At 51.4% G+C, this 20,671-nt stretch carries 21 protein-coding genes; 18 read left to right on the top strand and 3 right to left on the bottom strand.

Translation table 11 applies throughout. The features are described from left to right. Window positions 1–152: 152 nt before the first annotated feature. Window positions 153–635: a tryptophan-rich sensory protein gene (locus IJN28_01210; protein ID MBQ6712390.1), complete on the bottom strand. Its 483-nt coding sequence runs from the start codon at window positions 633–635 to the stop codon at window positions 153–155. A gap of 164 nt (window positions 636–799) precedes the next feature. Here IJN28_01210 and IJN28_01205 point away from each other — a divergent pair, with 164 nt between their 5' ends. From IJN28_01205 to rsmI, 8 genes are all read left to right on the top strand, one after another. Then, window positions 800–2,224 (top strand): HD domain-containing protein, encoded by a 1,425-nt coding sequence (locus tag IJN28_01205; protein ID MBQ6712389.1) that lies wholly within the window; start codon window positions 800–802, stop codon window positions 2,222–2,224. Between the two features lie 676 nt (window positions 2,225–2,900). Further along, window positions 2,901–4,325 carry an aminotransferase class V-fold PLP-dependent enzyme gene (locus tag IJN28_01200; GenBank protein ID MBQ6712388.1) on the top strand — a complete coding sequence of 475 codons (1,425 nt, stop codon included), beginning with the start codon at window positions 2,901–2,903 and terminating at the stop codon, window positions 4,323–4,325. Continuing rightward, window positions 4,325–4,915 (top strand): guanylate kinase, encoded by a 591-nt coding sequence (locus IJN28_01195; protein MBQ6712387.1) that lies wholly within the window; start codon window positions 4,325–4,327, stop codon window positions 4,913–4,915. Before IJN28_01200 ends, IJN28_01195 begins: the two co-directional genes overlap by 1 nt. Before the next feature lie 113 nt (window positions 4,916–5,028). Next, window positions 5,029–5,436: a DUF327 family protein gene (locus tag IJN28_01190; protein MBQ6712386.1), complete on the top strand. Its 408-nt coding sequence runs from the start codon at window positions 5,029–5,031 to the stop codon at window positions 5,434–5,436. Next, window positions 5,433–6,419 (top strand): DNA polymerase III subunit delta', encoded by a 987-nt coding sequence (gene holB, locus IJN28_01185; protein ID MBQ6712385.1) that lies wholly within the window; start codon window positions 5,433–5,435, stop codon window positions 6,417–6,419. Before IJN28_01190 ends, holB begins: the two co-directional genes overlap by 4 nt. 2 nt (window positions 6,420–6,421) lie before the next feature. Next, on the top strand, window positions 6,422–7,237 hold the full coding sequence (locus tag IJN28_01180) for a stage 0 sporulation family protein (GenBank protein ID MBQ6712384.1): 816 nt from the start codon (window positions 6,422–6,424) through the stop codon (window positions 7,235–7,237). Then, entirely contained in the window at window positions 7,230–7,988 is a 759-nt protein-coding gene (locus IJN28_01175; GenBank protein MBQ6712383.1) for a tRNA1(Val) (adenine(37)-N6)-methyltransferase, read from the top strand. The genes IJN28_01180 and IJN28_01175 overlap by 8 nt, the downstream gene beginning before the upstream one ends. Then, window positions 7,985–8,824 carry a 16S rRNA (cytidine(1402)-2'-O)-methyltransferase gene (gene rsmI, locus IJN28_01170; protein ID MBQ6712382.1) on the top strand — a complete coding sequence of 280 codons (840 nt, stop codon included), beginning with the start codon at window positions 7,985–7,987 and terminating at the stop codon, window positions 8,822–8,824. The genes IJN28_01175 and rsmI overlap by 4 nt, the downstream gene beginning before the upstream one ends. 22 nt (window positions 8,825–8,846) lie before the next feature. Here rsmI and IJN28_01165 read toward each other — a convergent pair whose 3' ends face one another. Next, on the bottom strand, window positions 8,847–9,101 hold the full coding sequence (locus tag IJN28_01165; protein MBQ6712381.1) for an AbrB/MazE/SpoVT family DNA-binding domain-containing protein: 255 nt from the start codon (window positions 9,099–9,101) through the stop codon (window positions 8,847–8,849). Between the two features lie 257 nt (window positions 9,102–9,358). On the opposite strand from IJN28_01165, the gene metG reads away from it, so the two are divergent. From metG to galE, 8 genes are all read left to right on the top strand, one after another. Beyond that, window positions 9,359–11,296 carry a methionine--tRNA ligase gene (gene metG / locus IJN28_01160; GenBank protein ID MBQ6712380.1) on the top strand — a complete coding sequence of 646 codons (1,938 nt, stop codon included), beginning with the start codon at window positions 9,359–9,361 and terminating at the stop codon, window positions 11,294–11,296. A 2-nt stretch (window positions 11,297–11,298) separates the two neighbouring features. Further along, window positions 11,299–12,072: a TatD family hydrolase gene (locus IJN28_01155; GenBank protein ID MBQ6712379.1), complete on the top strand. Its 774-nt coding sequence runs from the start codon at window positions 11,299–11,301 to the stop codon at window positions 12,070–12,072. Between the two features lie 383 nt (window positions 12,073–12,455). Continuing rightward, the gene (locus IJN28_01150) at window positions 12,456–13,280 is read left to right on the top strand and encodes a G5 domain-containing protein (protein ID MBQ6712378.1); all 825 of its coding nucleotides are present in this window, start codon (window positions 12,456–12,458) and stop codon (window positions 13,278–13,280) included. A 97-nt stretch (window positions 13,281–13,377) separates the two neighbouring features. Beyond that, window positions 13,378–13,929 carry a ribonuclease M5 gene (gene rnmV, locus IJN28_01145; protein ID MBQ6712377.1) on the top strand — a complete coding sequence of 184 codons (552 nt, stop codon included), beginning with the start codon at window positions 13,378–13,380 and terminating at the stop codon, window positions 13,927–13,929. Further along, complete coding sequence (gene rsmA / locus IJN28_01140; GenBank protein ID MBQ6712376.1) at window positions 13,926–14,786, top strand: 16S rRNA (adenine(1518)-N(6)/adenine(1519)-N(6))-dimethyltransferase RsmA; 861 nt, start codon at window positions 13,926–13,928, stop codon at window positions 14,784–14,786. The genes rnmV and rsmA overlap by 4 nt, the downstream gene beginning before the upstream one ends. A gap of 104 nt (window positions 14,787–14,890) precedes the next feature. Further along, a complete protein-coding gene (gene yabG / locus IJN28_01135; protein MBQ6712375.1) occupies window positions 14,891–15,751 on the top strand; it encodes a sporulation peptidase YabG in 861 nt (286 codons plus the stop codon). An 84-nt stretch (window positions 15,752–15,835) separates the two neighbouring features. After that, entirely contained in the window at window positions 15,836–16,267 is a 432-nt protein-coding gene (locus IJN28_01130) for a YbjN domain-containing protein (GenBank protein ID MBQ6712374.1), read from the top strand. Window positions 16,268–16,295: 28 nt separating this feature from the next. Continuing rightward, complete coding sequence (gene galE, locus IJN28_01125; GenBank protein MBQ6712373.1) at window positions 16,296–17,291, top strand: UDP-glucose 4-epimerase GalE; 996 nt, start codon at window positions 16,296–16,298, stop codon at window positions 17,289–17,291. Window positions 17,292–17,356: 65 nt separating this feature from the next. Here the strand turns inward: galE and IJN28_01120 are convergent, their stop codons facing one another. After that, entirely contained in the window at window positions 17,357–18,055 is a 699-nt protein-coding gene (locus tag IJN28_01120) for an RraA family protein (protein ID MBQ6712372.1), read from the bottom strand. Between the two features lie 198 nt (window positions 18,056–18,253). On the opposite strand from IJN28_01120, the gene glmU reads away from it, so the two are divergent. Then, window positions 18,254–19,621, top strand: coding sequence for a bifunctional UDP-N-acetylglucosamine diphosphorylase/glucosamine-1-phosphate N-acetyltransferase GlmU (gene glmU / locus IJN28_01115; protein ID MBQ6712371.1), 1,368 nt, complete (start codon window positions 18,254–18,256; stop codon window positions 19,619–19,621). A 37-nt stretch (window positions 19,622–19,658) separates the two neighbouring features. After that, on the top strand, window positions 19,659–20,609 hold the full coding sequence (locus IJN28_01110; GenBank protein ID MBQ6712370.1) for a ribose-phosphate pyrophosphokinase: 951 nt from the start codon (window positions 19,659–19,661) through the stop codon (window positions 20,607–20,609). Window positions 20,610–20,671: the final 62 nt, after the last annotated feature.

The raw sequence follows: 20,671 nt of genomic DNA, 5'->3' as shown, positions 1-20,671 counted from the left end.
CAGGCGGCTTGGTGCAGTAATGCATATGGCGGAAGAAAGACAGCAAAGGTATGCCTTACAGGCGATCTGCTGTATGTGTAGAGTACGTAGACGAGGCATAGCAGAGGACGATTTGTATAGTGATGGATATTGCGGTAGATGCGGTCTTATCTTCAGTTCAGCATCGCGACTGTCACATTCAGATACCCTGCGAAGGCGAGCCAGACGAGGTACGGCAGGAGGTAATAGCCTGCGAATCGGTCGATGGCGGAGAAAGCATGGTATGTGCGAAGGACGATATAGACGAGCGTGATAAGGACGGCGAATGCGAGCCAGTACGCTTGGTACGAAAAAAATACGAGCGGCCAGATGAAGTTGACGGCGAGCTGGAGTACATAATAAGCAATGGCGATACGGATGCGATAAATGGCGGTATCGTTTTTTTTATGTGCGCGGATAATGCGATACGAGGCAATGCCCATCAGGAGAAACAGCACCGTCCAGACGATCGGGAATATGAGATCGGGCGGATAGAGAGCAGGCTTTTGAGCGGCGCGGAACGCTATCATATCATCTCTCGTCAAAAACGACGACAGCGCACCCGTGGCAAGCGGAAGCGCGATACAAACAGCAAGCAGTTTCGTTTTCGTTTCCATCGAATGCCTCCTTTACTGTTTGTATGCCCCGAAACGGCAGAGTTTATGCTGAATATGTGCGATAGAGCAAGCGGTGCGAATGACAGATTCCTTCCTAGAACGGCTCTGATTTGGTATAATAAAAGATAATGAATATGTGCGCGTGTGCGGAAAGGGGGATGACGATGGAATATGCGAAAAGGATATTAGGTGCACTTATGGCAGAAGGACACGAAGCGTATCTGATCGGCGGCATCGTGCGTGATACGCTCCTTGGGCGGCCTTGCCACGATATCGACATCTGCACGTCTGCACTTCCCGACGAGATCATGCGCGCAGCCGAAATAAACGGTTGGCGCACAAGCGAAGTCGGCAGAGCGTTCGGTTGTATCATCGTGACGGTAGCGGACAGATCGTACGAAGTCGTCACCTTCCGCTCGGAATCGTACGGCACGGACAGCCATCGTCCGAGCGAAGTCTGTTACGGCGTATCGCTCGAAGAAGATGTCAAACGGCGCGACTTTACGATGAACGGTCTTGCGATGCACAGAGACGGTACGGTCATCGACCTTGTCGGCGGTGTGACTGACATCAAGGCGCGCATCGTACGTTGTATCGGTGATGCGAAAGATCGTTTTGCTGAAGATGCCCTCAGAGCGTATCGTGCGTGTCGGCTCAGCGCACAGCTTGGCTTCGACTTAGACGAGGCGATCGTTCCTGCCATCGCGCATAACCTCTCGCGTGTGCGCGGACTATCGGTCGAACGTGTGCGCAGTGAGCTTGATAAAACGCTCATATCCCCGCATCCTGCGCGCGGTCTGTCGGCGATGATGGACAGCGGCCTTCTTGATGCGTCCGTGACGGTACGCGAACGCGGAAAAGTGCGCGAAGTCGCAGTCCTTCCGGAACTTCGCCATCTCGTAGACTTGCCGCAGAATCCGCTCTACCACAAGTACGACGGCTGGCATCATACGCTCGCTGTCGTAGAAGCTGTGCCTGCGGAGCTTACCGTGCGGTGGGCAGCTCTCCTCCATGACGTGGCTAAGGGAACCGACGGTATCCGCGGTGAAAAGAACGGACAGCCGACCGACCACGGACACGCGGCGGCAGGTGCGCTCATGGCACGTGACATTTTGACAAGGCTCGGATATCCGAAACAGATGGTCGCACGCGTATCGTGGCTCGTACGCGAACATATGGGCTGTGCGCCTGTCAATCAAAAAGGCGCGCTCCGTTGGCTCAAAAAAAGAGCGACCGATCATCGCACGAAAGAAGAACTGCTCGATGCGCTCCGTCAGCTAAATGCGCTCCTCTGTGCCGACGATATCGGAACTGGACGATGCGAAGGGCGCGGGCGAGATGAGCTGTTCGCCGAAGTGTTTCGACTGGCAGAATCTACGGCTCTCTATGTGCGTGAGCTGGCAGTCGGCGGACGCGATCTTATGCCCATCTTGGGTGACGGACAGGCTGTCGGACAGATGCTTGACACACTTCTGCACCGCGTGAGCCAAGGCGAACTCATCAATGAGCGAGGTGTACTCTTGGCGGCGGCCGAAAAATCATACCGCAGGCAAACGGAAAAAAACGCAGTCGTTTCGGTGGAAAAATAGCGCAGATATCTTCGATTTATGATACAATCATAACATATCAAAAGATGCGCAAACGGCGAAACAGCGATATCGGATGCGTGTCGATGGTACTTCGTAGGGGACGGCATTTACGGCATATGCGCGGAGATATTGCTCGGCTGATAAAAATTCGAACTCGATGCGATGCATGGCAGAGAATGGTGCCGGAGGCGTATACTGTGTCGGAACATGACGCGTTTGACACCGTTTTTGCGATAAAACGGTCGTTTCGCTTCAGATAGGTGACATCATTTTGACACCTGTCTGCGCTGTGTATACATCGGCGATGACAGCGATATTTGGCGGAATACGAAGTGCGTGATGCGTTGTCCGAGAAGATGTACAGAGCGTAATCGAATAAAGAATATCCACATTATCCACAGATATCCACAGACGGGAGAGCCGTCCACAATGATTTCTGTGGATAGTTTTTAACGAAGAATTACAAATGCCTTGAAAAACAAGCGTTTATACACATATAAACAAAGTTATCCACAGATTTGAATAAAAAGTGGATAAGTTGCAAAAAGCCTGTAATAACAGGCGTGTAAGGGGATTTTTGATTGTGGACAAATATGAGCAGAAGATAAACGGCATAACAGACGATGAGCCGAATACCGAAAAACATAGTAAAGTACGTGCCCCACTGATCGAGGCGATGGAATCGTATCACGCGCTCGACATGGCACCGTACCATACACCGGGACACAAGCATGGCGTGACGGTACATCCGTCTATGCGAACGATGCTGACGGAGAAGGGGCTTCAGATGGACGTGTCACTGATGAGTGCGCTTGATGATCTCAACGATCCCGAAGGGTGCCTCTTGGAAGCAGAACAGATGGCGGCAAGCCTTTACGGTGCAGACGATGCCTTTTTCGCGGTGAACGGTACGACAGGTGCTATCCATGCGATGATACTCGCGTCGGTGCGCCCCTCAGAGAAGATCATCGTGCCGCGTACGGCGCATCGGTCGGTCATCGGCGGCATCATCCTTGCCGATGCGATACCTGTCTGGGTGCGTCCCGAAGTAGACGACGCGCTTGGATTGGCGCACGGTACATCGCCGCAGGCGTATCTGGCGACGATGGAAGAGCATCCCGATGCGAAGGCAGTATTCGTAGTCAATCCGACGTATTACGGTGCGTGCGGTGATATCGGAGAGATCGTACGGCTTGCACACGAGCGCGGTATGGTCGTCTTGGTAGACGAAGCACATGGACCACATCTTATGTTCGCAGACGATCTTCCGATGTCGGCGATGGAAGCAGGAGCCGATCTGGCGGCGCAGAGCACGCATAAGCTTCTGCCTGCGATGACGCAAGCGTCGCTTCTTTTAAGGCAGGGTGAACGTGTACCGCGCGAGCGGGTCTTGCAGATGCTCCAGCTGACGCAATCGACAAGCCCAAACTATATTCTGATGGCTTCGATCGATGGTGCGCGTGCGCTGATGGAAGAACAGGGAGAGGCACTCATGGAAAGAACGCTTCGGTTGGCACGCAGACTCAGAGATGAGGTCAATCGGATAGACGGGCTATTTTCGTTCGGCAGAGAGCGGATCGGTCAGTATGGTATCTATGACTTTGACGAAACGAAGGTGACGGTGACGGTCAGCGGTCTTGGTGTGACGGGCGCACAGGCAGAAGCCGTTCTGCGCCAAAAAGGCATCGAATCGGAGCTGTGCGATTACTATAACGTGCTGTTTCTTATCACAGTCGGCGATACGGATGAGTCGATCGACAGACTGCTCGTGGCTATCCGCGAGATGGCAGATGAGCTTCGTACGGGAGTGGTGCTTGATGATATCGCATGCGATGAGATAGGCCTTCCCGAGGTGGTGACAAGTCCTAGGGCAGCGCTCTACGCCGAGCGCGAGAAGATAGACTTTGCTGCGTCGGCAGGACGCATCGCGGCAGAAGTCGTGACGTTCTATCCGCCGGGCATCCCTGTACTTTGTCCCGGTGAGCGCATCACGACAGAGGCGATCGACTATTGCCGCCGTCGTATGGACGCAGGGCTGTTCGTTTCGGGGCCGATGGACAGAAGTCTTCGGACGATACTGGCAGAGAAGGAGAGAAACTGATGGGAAGATTATACTGCCTTCTTGGCAAAAGCAGCGCGGGCAAGGATACGGTCTTTGCTCGCTTGATGGCGGATAAGTCGCTCGACCTCGGTTCTGTCGTGACTTATACGACAAGACCACAGCGGAGCGGTGAGATTGACGGGCGCGAATACCATTTCCGCTCGGTAGAAGCGTTTCGCGAGCTGAAAAAGAGCGGACGCATGATCGAATCGCGTACCTATCATACGGTATTCGGCGATTGGCATTACTTTACGATGGACGACGGACAGGTAGACTTCGCGGGCGGGGATTATCTTCTCATCGGCACGCTCGAATCGTACGTGGCACTTCGCGACTATTACGGCGCGGATAAGGTCGTACCTGTTTATCTGGCGGTCGATGATGAAGAACGACTGATGCGTCTTATTCGTCGCGAAAAGGCGCAGGCAAAGCCGAACTATCGAGAGGTGTGCAGACGATTCCTTGCCGATGAAGAAGATTTTACGGAAGAAAAGCTCGCCGAGCTTCACATCGCACCGCATACGAATATCGACCTTGATGCGTGTGTGGCAGAGATATCGGAATTGATTCTTCGTGCGCGTCAGAAATAAATTGCACGTTGACAAAAAAAGATTTATAATCAATAAAGGAGCATAGTGCCTTCTGCGTTATGGCAGGAGGGGCATTATGCTATATTGTGTTATACAGAAAGGCGGAAGGTGCCGTGGTTATCAAAAAAATAGGCGACCGAGAAGGCCATTATTCGTTCGGACGGTTACGTTCGCTTTCGTTGGGCAAGAATGGAAAAATGTCGGTGCAGGTAGAAGAATCTATCGCACGTATCATCGAGCAGGGTCAAGAGCTTTGCGAAGCACCGACTTACAGCGGATTGAAATCATATCGCGAGGTCATTCGCGAGGTCGTCGGTCTGTATATCTCTCAAAAGTATACACACTCAGAGCGTACGGAGTGGACGGCATTCGGCAAGAAGAACGTCTATGAATCGCTTCGCAAGATGGATAAGATCCTCAGTGAGTTGGGCGAAGATATCCGTACGGGTAAAGTCGCACGTTCGCGTATCACAGAGCGTCAAGATAAACTGTACGAACAGTTGGAGAGGGTATTCAAATGATCGGTTGGTCGTCGATCGTCGGTCAAGAGGACGCTGTCGGTCGCTTGCGGAAACTTTGCAAGGGTGAACGTATGCCGCATGCACTTCTCTTTGCAGGCCCCGAGAGCGTTGGCAAATATCTTGCGGCTAAAACGCTAGCTGCCGCACTCTTGTGTGAAAGCGGCGATGCGCCGTGTGGTACGTGCCGATCGTGCCGAATGGTAGAAAATGAGTCGCATCCCGACCTTGTCGTTGTAAGGCCCGACAAACAGAATATCAAGATCGGTGAGATACGCAAGATGCAGAAGGACTTGTCGCTTGCGCCGTATATGGCCGAGCGTCGCGTATGCATCATTGATGAAGCCGACAAGATGCGCGACGAGGCCGCCAACAGTATTCTAAAGACGCTCGAAGAGCCTGTCGGAGATGTCGTATTCATCCTCATCACGGCAAAGCGGTATCAGCTCCTCGATACGATACGGTCGCGCTGCATGCTCGTCCAATTCGGCTCTGTGCCGTGGGACGCGCTTGCGAGCGAGCTTGTCAGACGCGGAGCAAATGAAAAAGATGCTTTTCTCGCGGCGAGATTGGCGGGCGGACGATTCGCACCTGCCGAAGAGATCCTCGCCGAGGACGGACAATCGGGGCGGCAGGCGGCGATAGATCTGTTCTTTCGTATGGTGACGATGTCGGAGAAAGATATCTGGCAAACGGCAAGTGCGTGGGATATGTGCGAGCGCGATGAAGTGCTCAGACGACTGGGGAGCCTCAAGCTTCTCGTGCGCGATGCGATGGTATACGCGGCAGACCTTGATGAACAGATCATCAACTCCGATTGCCTTGAACGATTCGCTCAAGCAAAAAACGTATGGTCACAGCGAACACTCAGCCTGTTTATGCGTGAACTGGTAAAAAGAGAACAATCTGTCAAAAATAACGGTAATATCAAACTTGTCATAGAAGCCATGCTTCTCGCATGGAGAAGTATGATACAAAGGAGATAACTATGCAATTAGTAGTCGGTGTCCGTTTCAAAGAAGCGGGCAAAATATATTATTTTAACCCGGGCGAGATCGAGCTCGCCAAAGAAGATCACGTCATCGTTGAAACGGCGCGCGGTCTGGAGCATGGCCTTGTCGTTATCGGCCCGCGCGAAGTAGCGGAAGATAAGATCATCACACCGCTCAAAAACGTCGTTCGCAAGGCAACACCTGCGGATATGAAAAAAGTGGCAGACAACAAACGCCGCGAAAAAGATGCGTTCCGTATCTGCGAACAAAAAATTGCGGCACACGAACTGCCGATGAAACTCGTCAATGTCGAATATACGTTCGATGTCAATAAGATCATCTTCTACTTCACGGCAGACGGCCGAATCGACTTCCGCGACCTCGTCAAAGACCTCGCGGCAGTATTCCGCACGCGCATCGAATTAAGACAGATCGGTGTACGCGACGAAGCAAAAATGGTCGGCGGTATCGGCTGCTGCGGCCGCGAGCTTTGCTGTGCATCGTTCCTCGGCGACTTCGAGCCGGTGTCTATCCGCATGGCCAAAGACCAGAACCTTTCCTTGAACCCGACCAAAATCTCGGGTATCTGCGGCCGCTTGATGTGCTGTCTGAAGTACGAGAACGATTGCTACTCGGAATGTACAAAAAAAGCACAGCCGCCGAAAGTCGGTGCTGTCGTCGTTACGATGAGCGGTGAAGGCAAAGTGCTTTCTATCTCGAAGAACAAACAGACGGCGACGATCCGCTTGTTCGAAGGCGGTAAGACAGTCACCATCGATTGGGAAGACGCGGTGGAAAAAGAAGATGCATGATCTGCTGAATGAGCAGGAAGAAACACTCGAAGATATCAAGATGGACGGTATCCATCTGATCCAGAAGAAAAAAGGATTCCGTTACGGCATGGACGCGATCATCTTATCGCAGTTCGCGCACGTAACGGACAAAACACGCGCCATTGACCTCGGCACAGGGACAGGCATCATCAGCCTCCTTGTGGCGAAGCGCGGTGCGCGAAAAGTCACGGCACTTGAGCAGAACCCTGCTATGGCCGACCTTGCCGCGCGCAACGTACGCCTTAACAAGATGGAAGACGTGATGAACGTCGTCTGCGGAGATGTCTGTGATATCAGAAGCGATTTTGCGGCGGAATCAGCAGACCTTGTCGTATCGAATCCGCCGTATCGTGTCGTCGATACAGGCAAGATCGCCGCACTTGACGACGTAGCCAGAGCACGCCACGAGATCACGGCAAGTCTGGCCGACTTCGTGCGGGCGGCACACTATCTCGTAAAATATCGCGGTCGCTTTGCCATGATACACTTGCCCGAGCGCATGGTCGAGATACTCGGCCTTCTGCATGACATGAACCTTGAACCGAAACGGCTTCGTATGGTCTATCCGAACCGAAAGCTCCCGCCGTCGATGTTCATGGTCGAAGCAGTCAAAGGTGCCAAGCCCGGGCTTCAAGTCATGCCGCCGCTCATCCTGATGGAAGCGGACGGCACATACAGCGAAGAAATATTGTCGTACCATAATATGACGAAAGAAGAGGGAACGCCATGACGGGAACGCTCTACTTGTGTGCAACTCCCATCGGCAATCTCGAGGATATGACGTTTCGTGCCGTTCGTATCCTGAAGGAAGTCGATGTCGTTGCCGCCGAAGACACGCGTCACACACGCAAGCTGCTCACTCATTTTGACATTCATACACCGCTCGTCAGCTACCATGAGCATAACAAGCTCGGTCGCGGACCCGAACTTATCGAACGTCTATTGGCAGGCGAGGATATCGCCTGTGTCAGCGATGCAGGCATGCCCGGCATCTCCGATCCCGGCAGTCATCTCGCCATGCTTGCCATCGAAGCAGGCATCACCGTAACACCTGTCCCCGGTGCCAATGCAGGCCTTTCGGCACTCATTGCCTCGGGACTTGATACGACAGAATTTCACTTCATCGGATTCTTGTCGAAACAGAAAAAAAATCGGCTCGAAACGCTTGCGCGCATCAAACCGATACAAGGGACACTTATCTTTTATGAATCGCCGCATCGCCTCAAAGACACCCTCGGCGAACTTCTTACTGCGCTCGGCAACCGCAACATCGCAGCCGCCCGCGAACTGACGAAAAAATTCGAAGAGTTCCGTCGCGGTACGATCGAAGAGCTGATCGCCTATTACAAAGAAGAAGCACCACGCGGTGAATTCACTCTCATCGTAGATGGTGCGAGCGAAGAAGAAGCGCAGATTGTCGAAGAAACGATCAACATGACAGTCGAACAAGAACTCATCATGCTGATGGAAAACGGCACAGAAAAGAAAGAAGCTATCCGACAGGTCGCAAAACGGCGCAATATGCCGAAACGCGACGTCTATCAGATAGCACTCTCACTCGCATAATGTGATATATGGCAGTAACTTCTTAGAAGTTTTTGTTTGCCATAGCCTCGATGCACTCATCACAAACATTTTTACCTTTGAAATTCGTAACCTTATCGGCGTTGCCGCAGAATACGCATGCGCAAGCAGGCTCATATTTGCGGAGCACGATACGGTCGCTGTCAACATAGATCTCGAGAGCGTCTTTTTCTTCGATGGAGAGCGTACGGCGCAGTTCGATCGGAATAACAACGCGACCCAATTCATCAACTTTTCTTACGATACCTGTGGATTTCATCTTTTTTATTCCCCTCTCTCTTTTTCAATGCAACTACAAAATATTCGGAAAATTCCTTGTTGTACATAGAATACCAAAATTCTCCAAGAATGTCAACGGTATTTGTTTATGGGAATCAAAAATATTCTGATTATTGTAAAATAAGGAGAGAAATAGGACTAACGAAAGAAAATCGGTGACTTTGTAAATAAAAAAACACAACTGTCGTCGGTTTCTGATAGATAAAACAAGAACTTATCACAAGGAGGAATTTCCAAATGGGAAAACCATTCTATATTACGACACCGATCTATTATCCGAGTGCGAAGCTCCATATCGGTCATGCATACTGCACGACGATCGCCGATGCGGTCGCACGTTATCACCGTCTTGCAGGCGATGATGTCATGTTTTTGACGGGTTCTGACGAACACGGTCAGAAGATCCAGCGCAAAGCGGAAGAAATGGGCGTAACGCCGATCCAGTATGTCGATGAGATCGTGGCATCGTTCCAGAACCTCTGGAAAATGCTCAACATCTCGAACGATGACTTCATCCGTACGACGCAGGAACGTCATCATAAGGTCGTCCAAGAGATCTTCCGCAAGATCTACGAAAAAGGCGATATCTACAAAGACAAATACGAAGGCCTCTATTGCACGCCGTGCGAATCGTACTGGCTCGAGCGTCAGCTCGTTGACGGCAAATGCCCCGACTGCGGTCGTCCTGTTGAAACGGTGCAGGAAGAGAGCTACTTCTTCCGTATGTCCAAATACCAAGACAGACTTCTTCAGTTCATTGAAGAAAATCCTGACTTCATTCAGCCGACTTCCCGTCGCAACGAGATGATCAACTTTATCAAAAGCGGTCTTGAAGACCTCTGCATCTCGCGTACGACGTTCGACTGGGGTATTCCTGTACCGCTCGATGAAAAACACGTCGTATACGTTTGGTTCGACGCGCTTACCAACTACCTGACGGCAGCAGGCTACCTTGACGATCCCGAAAAATTCAACCACTTCTGGCCTGCCGATGTACATCTCGTCGGCAAAGAGATCGTTCGTTTCCACTCCATTATCTGGCCGATCATCTTGATGGCACTCGACCTTCCGCTTCCGAAAAAAGTATACGGTCACGGCTGGCTCGTCGTCGAAGGTGACAAAATGTCGAAATCGAAAGGCAACGTCATCGATCCTGTCGGTCTTATCGAAGAATTCGGCGCAGACGCCATTCGTTACTTCCTCCTGCGCGAGATCAAACTCGGCATGGACGGTAACTTCTCGCGTGATGCACTCATTCACCGCATCAATGCCGACCTCGCCAACGACCTCGGTAACCTTCTTCACCGCACGCTCAACATGATCGACCGTTTCAACGGCGGTATCGTATACCGTTCGCGAGAAGCCGACATCTACGACAAAGACCTCGTAGACATGGCAGGTATCACCATCAACGGATTCTGCTCCTCGATGGACGAAATGGATATCAGCGCGGCGATCAAATACGTCTGGAACTTCATCGCACGTGCGAACAAATATATCGACGAAACGATGCCGTGGGCACTCGCGAAAGACCCTGCGAAAAAAGAACGCCTCAACATGGTACTCTACAACCTCTTCGAGAGCCTTCGCAAGATCAGCATCATGATCGCACCGTTCATGCCGAGTACAGCACCGAAGATCTGGGCACAGCTCGGTCTTGGCGATGACTTCGACTCCGTACGCCTTACCGAATTCGACCAGTGGGCAGTAACGGGTGACGGTCACGTCGTCGGCAAACCGGAAGCACTCTTCCCGCGTATCGAGATCGAGAAAAAAGAAGAAGCAAAACCTGCGAAACAGCAGCCGAAAAAAGAAGAGAAAAAAGCGAAACCTGCGAAAAAAGAGCAGGCTCCTGCAGATGAGATACTCTTTGACGACTTTGCGAAGATCGACCTTCGTGTCGTCAAAGTACTTGCTGCCGAAAAAGTCGAAGGCGCAGATCGCCTTTTAAAACTTACGGTAGACCTCGGCACCGAACAGCGCACCATCGTATCGGGTATTGCAATGCACTACTCGCCTGATGAGCTCGTGGGCAAAACAGTCGTTATGGTCGTCAACCTCAAAGAAGCCAAGATTCGCGGCGTACAGTCGAAAGGTATGGTCCTTGCGGCATCTCAAGGTGATGCGCTCAAAGTCGTCGAAGTCGATATGCCGATCGGAAGTCGGGTGAAATAATGATACTCGTCGATACCCATGCACATATTGATGAAGAAGGCTTTGCGCAGGATTTCGATGAGATGCTCGAGCGCGCGTATGCCAACGATGTCAAATACGTCGTCAACATCGGCGCGAACATGGACGAGTCCCGCGTTTCGATCGAGCTTGCCGACAAGTACGAGTCTATCTATGCAACAGTCGGCGTTCATCCGCACGATGTAGCAGAAGTTGACGACAAGGCACTCGATAAGCTTGCCAAATGGTGCGAGCATGACAAAGTCGTAGCCGTCGGTGAGATCGGTCTTGACTACTTCCGCTCGCAGACATCGAAAGAGATGCAGGCGTACGCGTTCGCCGCACAGCTCGACGTAGCAAGACAGATGCACATGCCTGTCAGCATCCACGATCGCGATGCACACGGCGACGTCATGCGTATGCTCAAAAACGAAGGTAAAGGCATAAATGGTATCCTGCACTGCTTCTCGGGAAGCTGGGAGATGGCAAAAGAGCTTATCAAGATGGATTACTACATCGCTATCGGTGGTGCCGTCACGTTCAAAAACGCGGCCAAACTGCCCGAGATCGCGGCCAACATCCCGCTTGAGTATCTGCTCCTCGAAACAGACTGTCCGTACCTGGCACCGCATCCGCACCGCGGTACGCGCAACGAGCCTGCCAACATTCGCCCCATCGCCGAATTTATCGCGAATATTCGCGGTATCACGCTCGAAGAACTGGCGGCGGCAACGACGGCAAATGCGGCGCGCATCATGCGTATGCCTATCTTAAAATAAGTGCATAAATAATGAATAAATATACAAAAGAGCGACCTTTTCCGAGTGAAAGATCGCTCTTTTTTTACGCCCAAAACGGACGATACAGGCATAAAAAACAGACAGTGTTCATATGGTAACAGAGGGGTGAAAAACGGTTTTTTATGGTAAAAAAACAGTTTGATTTGACAAAACAAAAATGCCGTGCTATAATATTCGAACACTCAACAAGGAGGAAAGATATGACTAATCGAACACCCGTAAAACAGTGGTTACAGGGCCGAAAATTAGCAATCGTTGCCGTATTGTCTGTAGTGCTTATGATGATGACGGGATTTGTATGGAACAAGAATACTGTGTATATTGTTGCGGATGGTCAGCAATATACGGTGCAGACTGAACTGATGAATCCTCGTAAGATCATTCGCGAAGCGGGTATCCGTCTCGGTGCCAGAGATGTGATCCGCAGTTCCACGAATACGTTGGAAAATGGTACGATTTTGACGATCACCAGAATCGTTCCTGTCAATATTACCTACAAGGGTCGCTCTACGACGATCCATACAGACAAAAATACCATAGCCGGTGCCGTAACCGACCTCGGATTTGTTTTGCCGAAGGTAAAGACGTTCCCAGCAGAAGAAACGCCTGTGACATCAGGTATGGAGATCAAAGTCGTTGATTATGAAGAAACGATCGTAACACGTACGGAGAAGGTGCCGTACAATGTCGTCTACCAAAATGACGATACGCTTGAACGCGGTATGGAAAAAGTCGTTCAGCAAGGTACGAACGGACAGGCAACACTTACCGTTCGTCAGATGTTCCACAATGGACAGCCTGCCGGTGAAGAAGTCATCACGACCGATGTTCATGTAGCACCTACCGACCACATCATACGCACAGGTACGCGTGATACCGTATCGACATCGCGCGGCGATATGCGTTTTAGTCGCTCGTACTACATGCAGGCAACGGCCTACTTGCCGACAGACGGTGACGGAAAATGCATCACCGCAACAGGTATCCGCGCTCGACATGGTGTCGTAGCCGTCGATCCGCGCGTCATTCCGCTCGGCAGCCGTGTCTATGTACCGGGCTACGGCGTAGCACTTGCGGCAGATACGGGCGGTGCGATCAAAGGCAAACGCATCGACCTCTGCATGGAAAGTCGTCGCGAAGCGATGAAATTCGGCAGACGCTCTGTCAAAGTATACGTACTTGAATAACGAAGATGAAAGGCGAAACTTGGTTTCGCTTTTCTTTATTTTCGAGGTATGCTAAAATAGTAAAGATATCACCTCGATAAGAAATGAAGGAACAATTATGATAAAAGAAGTAATCGTAGTAGAAGGCAAACAAGATATCGTCGCTGTCAGCCGCGCGGTGGAAGCAGACTTCATCGTGACGAACGGGTTTTCGCTTCGTCCGCATACGCTTGCCGCGATCAAAAGCGCGTACGAAAAGCGCGGTATCCTCATATTCACCGACCCCGAAAGCGCAGGCGAACGCATCAGACGATTCCTCGCCAAACGGTTCCCGAATGCCAAGCACGCTTTTATAAGTCAGGAAGAAGCATACGCCAACGATGATATCGGTGTCGAACAAGCATCGCCCGAATCTATTTTGGCGGCGATCAAGTCGGCACGCTGTCAGTCGATAGAAGTTACGAATACATTCACGATGACCGACCTTATTATGGCAGGCCTTGCAGGCGACCGTAATGCGGCCGCAAGACGCAATGAAGTCGGCAAACGGACAGGCATCGGTTATGCGAATGCCAAGACATTCCTTGTCAGACTGAATCACTACGGTGTAACGAGAGAAGAATTTGACCGCGCCATCTGCGAGATGGACGCGAGGGAGGCAACCGAATGATACATCCTGTAATTGCGAAAAAAGATGTCACGCTCCATATTTTGAAACGATTCGGTATTCATATGAGCAAAAAGCTCGGACAGAACTTTTTGATAGACAGAACGGTCGTTGACCGCATCGCCAAAGCGGCAGGCCTTGAAGAGGGCAAACGTGTCCTTGAGATCGGTCCGGGTATCGGTACGCTCACACAAGGGCTTGCCGAAACGGGTGCTGATGTCACGGCAGTCGAGATCGACACGAACCTCATTCCCGTACTTGCCGAAACAGTCGGCGGATATGAGAATGTGCGCGTTCATCACGGCGATATCCTGCGCGTCAACATTCCCGAGCTGATGGGCGAAGGCACATTCAGCGTGGCGGCGAATTTGCCGTACTACATCACCACGCCGATCATCATGGGGCTCTTGGAGGCACGCCTTCCGATCGACGTTCTTGTTACGATGGTGCAAAAAGAAGTTGCAGAACGTATGGTCGCGCGTCCCGGCACGAAAGACTACGGTGCACTCTCTGTATCGGTGCAGTATTTCACCGAGCCTGATATCATGTTCACCGTACCGCCGCGCTCGTTCATCCCTGCGCCTGCTGTCGACTCTGCCGTTATTCGTTGTCGCGTACGCGAAAATCCGCCCGTGCAGGTAATAGAAGAAAAGATGTTCTTCCGCGTGGTAAAAGCATCGTTTGCACAGCGCCGCAAAACGCTCTCCAACTCGCTTAAGGTAATGGGCTATGGTGCAGATGTTATCAAAGAGGTACTTGCCATGACAGGCATCGACGGACAACGCCGCGGCGAAACGCTCTCTCTGCAAGAGTTCGCCGACCTTGCCAATGCGTTCACAAAATTGAAAGACGAACAATAACAGAAATGACCGACTTTCCTGTGAGGAAGGTCGGTTTTTGTTTTATCAAACGGACGAAAGAGGTATCTTTCGCATATGATACGGCAGAGAGGAGGGGGCGCATCGTGAGCGGGATCGAGGTAGGTGACTTGGTCGTGCGGCGTTCGCACGGCGGTGATATCGTGTTCAAGGTAGTCGGGCGAGGTGCGGGCGGTACGTATGTGCTAAAGGGTCTTCACCTCAGGCTGCTTGCCGATGCACCGCGCTCTGACTTGGAGCTTGTCGATGCGAAGGTGCTCCGCGACGAAGTGCTGCGCGAAGAGGCTGTTTTAAGTGATGCAACAAGGCGTATCTTTGAACGACGGAGCAGACAGCGGGGGGAGTGTTCTATGATGAGGGCGAGCGGTGCGAAGAAATACAGCTCGTTCGATGTGCCGGGGCGCGTCCTTCACTTGGACGGTGATACGGAATATCTGCGGATGTGTATGAAAACGTATCGTCAGCTGCGCATCGACGCCGTTGGGCGGTCTGTCGACGAAGAATGTCAGCCTGCACTCGTGGAAGGACTGCTTAGAGAATACCGCCCCGATATCCTCGTCTTGACGGGGCATGATGCGATCTTAAGCGGATGCAAGAAAAAGCTTGCCGACCTTGCCGGTTATCGCAATTCACGCTATTTCATCGAAGCTGTCAAGAGAGCGCGCCTCGTCGAGCCGTCGCGCGATGAGCTTGTCATCTTCGCAGGCGCGTGTCAGTCGCATTTTGAAGGGATCCTCGCGGCAGGCGCGAACTATGCCTCCTCGCCGAATCGCATCTTTATCCATGCGTATGATCCTGTTTTTATTGCGGAGAAGGTCGCTTTTACCTCCATCGGGCGCACCGTCGACATCTCGGATGCTATCGGTGCATCAGTCACGGGCGTGGAAGGTGTCGGCGGGATCGAAACACGCGGCAAACTGCGTATCGGTATGCCTAAGACGATGTAGAATAACTGAAAAGAGGAGATTGCGGTATACGGCAAGAATGGTATAATAGAAATGATTTTTACAGAGAAAAAAGAGGTGTTTCCCATGAACCAAAAAGCAGAACGATTGCAGGCATATTTCGCAGAAAAGAATTTGAACTTCTTCCAAGTGCAGGAGATGACGGATGAATTCAATACGGTCTTGTTCCGTTCGAATATCGAGATCCAGAAACAGGTGCTCCCGACGGTCATCGTCACCGATGATACCATCTGGACGATCATTCGCACACAGATCGTGGCAGGTGCGGTAACGGCAGACAAAAAAGCAGCTGTTAACGAGTTTCTCAACGACCTCAACATGAAATACAAACTGTTCAAATTCTATGCAACGGACAGCGGCGATATCAACATTGATATCTGCGCACCGACGATCCCGTCGAACTTCGATCCCGAAATGATCCGTTCGCTTATCCAGATCGAAGTCGAACAGCTTGAAGAACTCTATCCGAAGATCATGGAACTCGTTTGGGCGAAATAAACACTGATAAGATGAAGGTGATGTGGCGATGACACGTATCATGGTCGCGGGCGGAGCCGGCTATATCGGCTCACACGTTGTAGAAGCACTCATAGAAGAAGGCTTCATCCCTGTTATTTATGATAACCTTTCAACGGGACATATCGAATCTGTGCCCGAAGGAGTCCCCTTTGTAGAAGGCGATATCCACGATACGACACTTGCCGAACGTGCTATGCGTGAATACTGCATCGACGGCGTTATCCATTTTGCCGCCAGCAGTCTTGTCGGCGAATCGATGACGGAGCCTGCGAAATATTATTATAACAATGTAGAAGGTTCGCTTCATCTCTTTGACGCCATGCGAAAAGCAGGCGTAAATAAAGTCGTGTTCAGCTCGACAGCGGCAGTCTACGGCGAGCCCGACGAAGTGCCGATCAAAGAAAACAGCAGACTTCAGCCGACGAACGTATACGGCAGAAGTAAGCTGATGATCGAACAGATGCTCGCCGACTATGATATGGCATACGGTATGCGATATGCGGCACTGCGCTATTTCAATGCCGCGGGGGCATCGCACAGACGCGATATCGGCGAAGATCATACGACCGAAACGCACCTCATACCGCTCGTCCTCAAGACGGCGCAAGGTGTCCGTGACAAGATATCTGTCTATGGGACAGACTATCCGACGAAAGACGGCACGTGTATCAGAGATTACATCCACGTATGCGACTTGGCAAAAGCGCATGTGTTCGCGCTCAAGCATCTCCTCGGCGGTGGCATGAGCCGCATCTACAACTTGGGCAGTGAACACGGCTTCAGCGTTCGCGAGATCATCGATTACGCTAAGAAAGTCACCGAAACGGATTTTGCTGCTATAGAAGAAGCGCGCCGTGCGGGCGACCCCGCCGTACTCATTGCTTCCTCCGAGCGCATACGCGAAGAACTCGGATGGGTACCTGTGCATAGTAGTGTCGAAGAGATCATCCGCACTGCATGGAAGTGGCACAAGAACCACCCGTACGGATATCGGTCAAAATAAAAGAAACTCATTTATGCAAATAAAAAAGCGATGCCGTTGGTAGCATCGCTTTTCGTCTTATAGGATCATTTATTGTTTGCCGCTTTGTCTTGGTAAGCGAACGTCGAGTTGAAGACAGCATCAATATTGATCAGTTTGCCGATCGTCGTGCCTTCTGCGATCTTCGTCTGAACGATATGTTCCGTTTCGAGGAGCTTGGTCGCTTTTTCAAGGATATCAGCCGCTTGTTCTCTCGGAACGACAACGACACCGTTTTCGTCGATGATAACGACATCGCCCGGGTTCGTTACGACACCGCCTGCCGAGATGGGAACATTGACTTCGCCGTAACCCGATACGGATGCGACTGTCGGAACGATCGATTTACAGATAACAGGATACGGGATCTTGCGGATCTCTTCCACGTCGCGGCAAGCACCGTCTACGACCGTTGCGATCGCGCCCATGTTGATGGCCGACATCGTCATATTTTCTCCCCAGAATGCTCTGTTGATCGAACCTTGTGCATCAATGACGATGATATCACCCGGCTGACACGTGTCGATGGCTTTCATCGGAGCTGCGATATCGCTCTCGAGCGTTTTTGCCGTAACGGCCGTTCCTACGACGCGGATGCCCGGATAGAGCGGCTTCATGTCGCCTGTCATGCCGCCCCAGCGACCCATGCAGTCGGCCACAGCGCAAGTAACGGAATCATACGCGAGAAGTTTGCGGAACCCTTCTACGATTTCGGGAGCTGTGCGTTCGAATGTTTCGATGATCATGTTGGTTACCACCTTTCGCATGCGAAATGTTTTGAATTGTTGGAATTATTCTATAACTTACAGTCAAACTCCTCTTTGTTTATCATCAAGTCGATATCTTTTTAATTTATTTTCAAGCAGGAAAACAGATGCTTCCTGTCGAAAGAAAAACTGTTATCTATATTCTTGAAACAATGAGTTCAGGATTGGAGGGTTATTATGTCGAAGTTGCTGACTGTCATTTTGGCGGCAGGTAAAGGTACGCGCATGAAATCGCGTCTGCCGAAGGTTCTGCATAAGATCGGCGGCAAACCGATGGTAGAGCAAGTACTCTGCGCGGCAAATGCGGCAGGTTCCGAGCGCAATGTCGTCATCATTGGCTTTGGAGCAGAAAAGGTCAAAGAGCATCTTGCGGGCCGTGCGCAGTTCGCGATGCAGGAAGAACAACTGGGAACGGGTCATGCTGTGATGCAGGCTCGTGATATATTGGCTGATTGGGACGGCACGGTGCTCGTTGTGTGCGGTGATACGCCGCTTCTGACGCCCGAGCTTCTCAAAAATCTGTGTAAGGAGCATGAAGCACAAGGTGCGAAAGCGACTGTGCTGACGGCAAAAATGGCTGATCCGACAGGATACGGCAGAGTGATCCGCGACGAAGAAGGTGTCGTCGTGAAGATCGTAGAACAAAAAGATGCTTCCGAAGAAGAGAAGCTCGTAGACGAAGTCAATACGGCGATCTACTGCTTCGATGCGAAAGCACTTCTCGGAACGCTTGACAGCCTTACGTGCAATAATGCACAGGGCGAATATTATTTGACTGATGTCATCGGTATCCTGCGTGACCGCGGTGAGCGTGTATGGGCAGTCGTGGCAGACGATGCGTCCGAAGTACAGGGCATCAATTCGCGCGTACAGCTTGCACAGGCACAACAGGTGATGAAAGAGCGCAAGAACCGTCAGTTGATGGAAGCCGGTGTTACGATCATCGACCCCGCCTCGACGTTCGTTGATACGGACGTAGAGATCGGCATGGATACGGTGCTTTATCCGTACACGTGGCTCAGTGGTAAGACGAAGATCGGTGAGAACTCGGTCATCGGCCCGAATGTCATGGTCGAGGATTCTGTCATCGGAAATGATGTACAGATGAAGTTCGTCTATGCGCATGAATGTACGGTCAAAGACGGCGTTACGGTCGGTCCGTACGTACATCTTCGTCCGGATACGGTCATCGAGAACCATGTTAAGATCGGTAACTTCATCGAAGTGAAGAATTCTACCGTCGGCGAAGGCAGTAAGCTTCCGCATCTCAGCTATATCGGCGATACGGATATGGGCGCGCGCGTCAACATCGGCTGTGGTACGATCATGGTCAACTATGACGGCCAGCACAAGCATCGTACGACGATCGAAGACGATGCGTTTATCGGCTGTAACAGCAATCTCGTGGCACCTGTAACGATCGGACGCGGTGCGTTCGTAGCGGCAGGCTCCACCATCACCAAAGATGTTCCCGACGATGCACTCGGTGTGGCACGTGCTGCACAGAAGAATATCGACGGTTGGGCAGAGAAGAAAAAGAAATAAACTCAATTTTAATAGAAGCATTATGGGGGATGAAGATATGAAGTTGGAAGAAAACAGCAAATTATGTATTTTAACAGGCAATGCGCATCCTGAATTTGCGCAGGGTATTGCAGCATACCTCGGCATCGACTTGATGGATGCCTTCGTAGGTCACTTTAACAACGGTGAAACGCAGGTCATGGTAAACGAAAGCGTACGCGGTAAAGACGTGTTCATCATTCAGTCCATCAGCGGTCCGGTCAACGACAGCTTGATGGAGCTCCTCGTTCTCATCGACGCATGCAAACGTGCATCGTCCCGCAGTGTAACGGCAGTCGTTCCGTATTATGCGTATGCTCGTCAGGATCGTAAAACGCGCGGTCGTGAACCGATCTCCGCGAAACTCATTGCGAACCTCTTGACGACGGCAGGCGCAGACCGTGTTGTTACGATGGATCTCCATGCAGGCCAGATCCAAGGCTTCTTCGATATTCCGCTTGATCATCTTTCGGGTGTACCGCATTTGGCAAAATACATCAAAGGCAAACAGCTCAGCGACCTCGTTGTCGTATCGCCTGACCTCGGCGGTGTAACAAGAGCGCGTCAGTTCGCTGATCGTCTTCATGCGCCGATCGCTATCATCGAAAAACGCCGTCCGAAACCGGGTGTGGCAGAAGTTATGAACCTCATCGGTGACGTTGAAGGTAAAACAGCTGTTATCGTCGACGATATCGTTGATACGGCAGGCTCCCTTGTAGAAGGTGCCAAAGCACTCAGCAAATTCGGCGCGAAAGAGATCTATGCTTGCTGCACGCACGGTGTACTCAGCGGCCCGGCTATCGAACGCATCAATGGCTCCGTTATGAAAGAACTTATCATCACGGATACGATCCCTCTTTCGGAAGAAAAACAGTCTGATAAAATCAAGATCGTTTCTGTTGCCGAACCGTTCGCGGCGATCATCAGAAACATCTACAAAGAAGAACCTGTCAGCAAATTGTTCGAATAAGATAACTGTAAGAAGCGTCCCTTGTGGGCGCTTCTTTTTTTCTTTCCCCGACATCATGACTT

The sequence above is a fragment of the Selenomonadales bacterium genome, from assembly GCA_017442105.1.
Taxonomy (GTDB): Bacteria; Bacillota; Negativicutes; order RGIG982; family RGIG982; genus RGIG982.
Note: the sequence above shows the minus strand (reverse complement) of the source record. Positions and strands in the feature narration are given on the sequence as shown.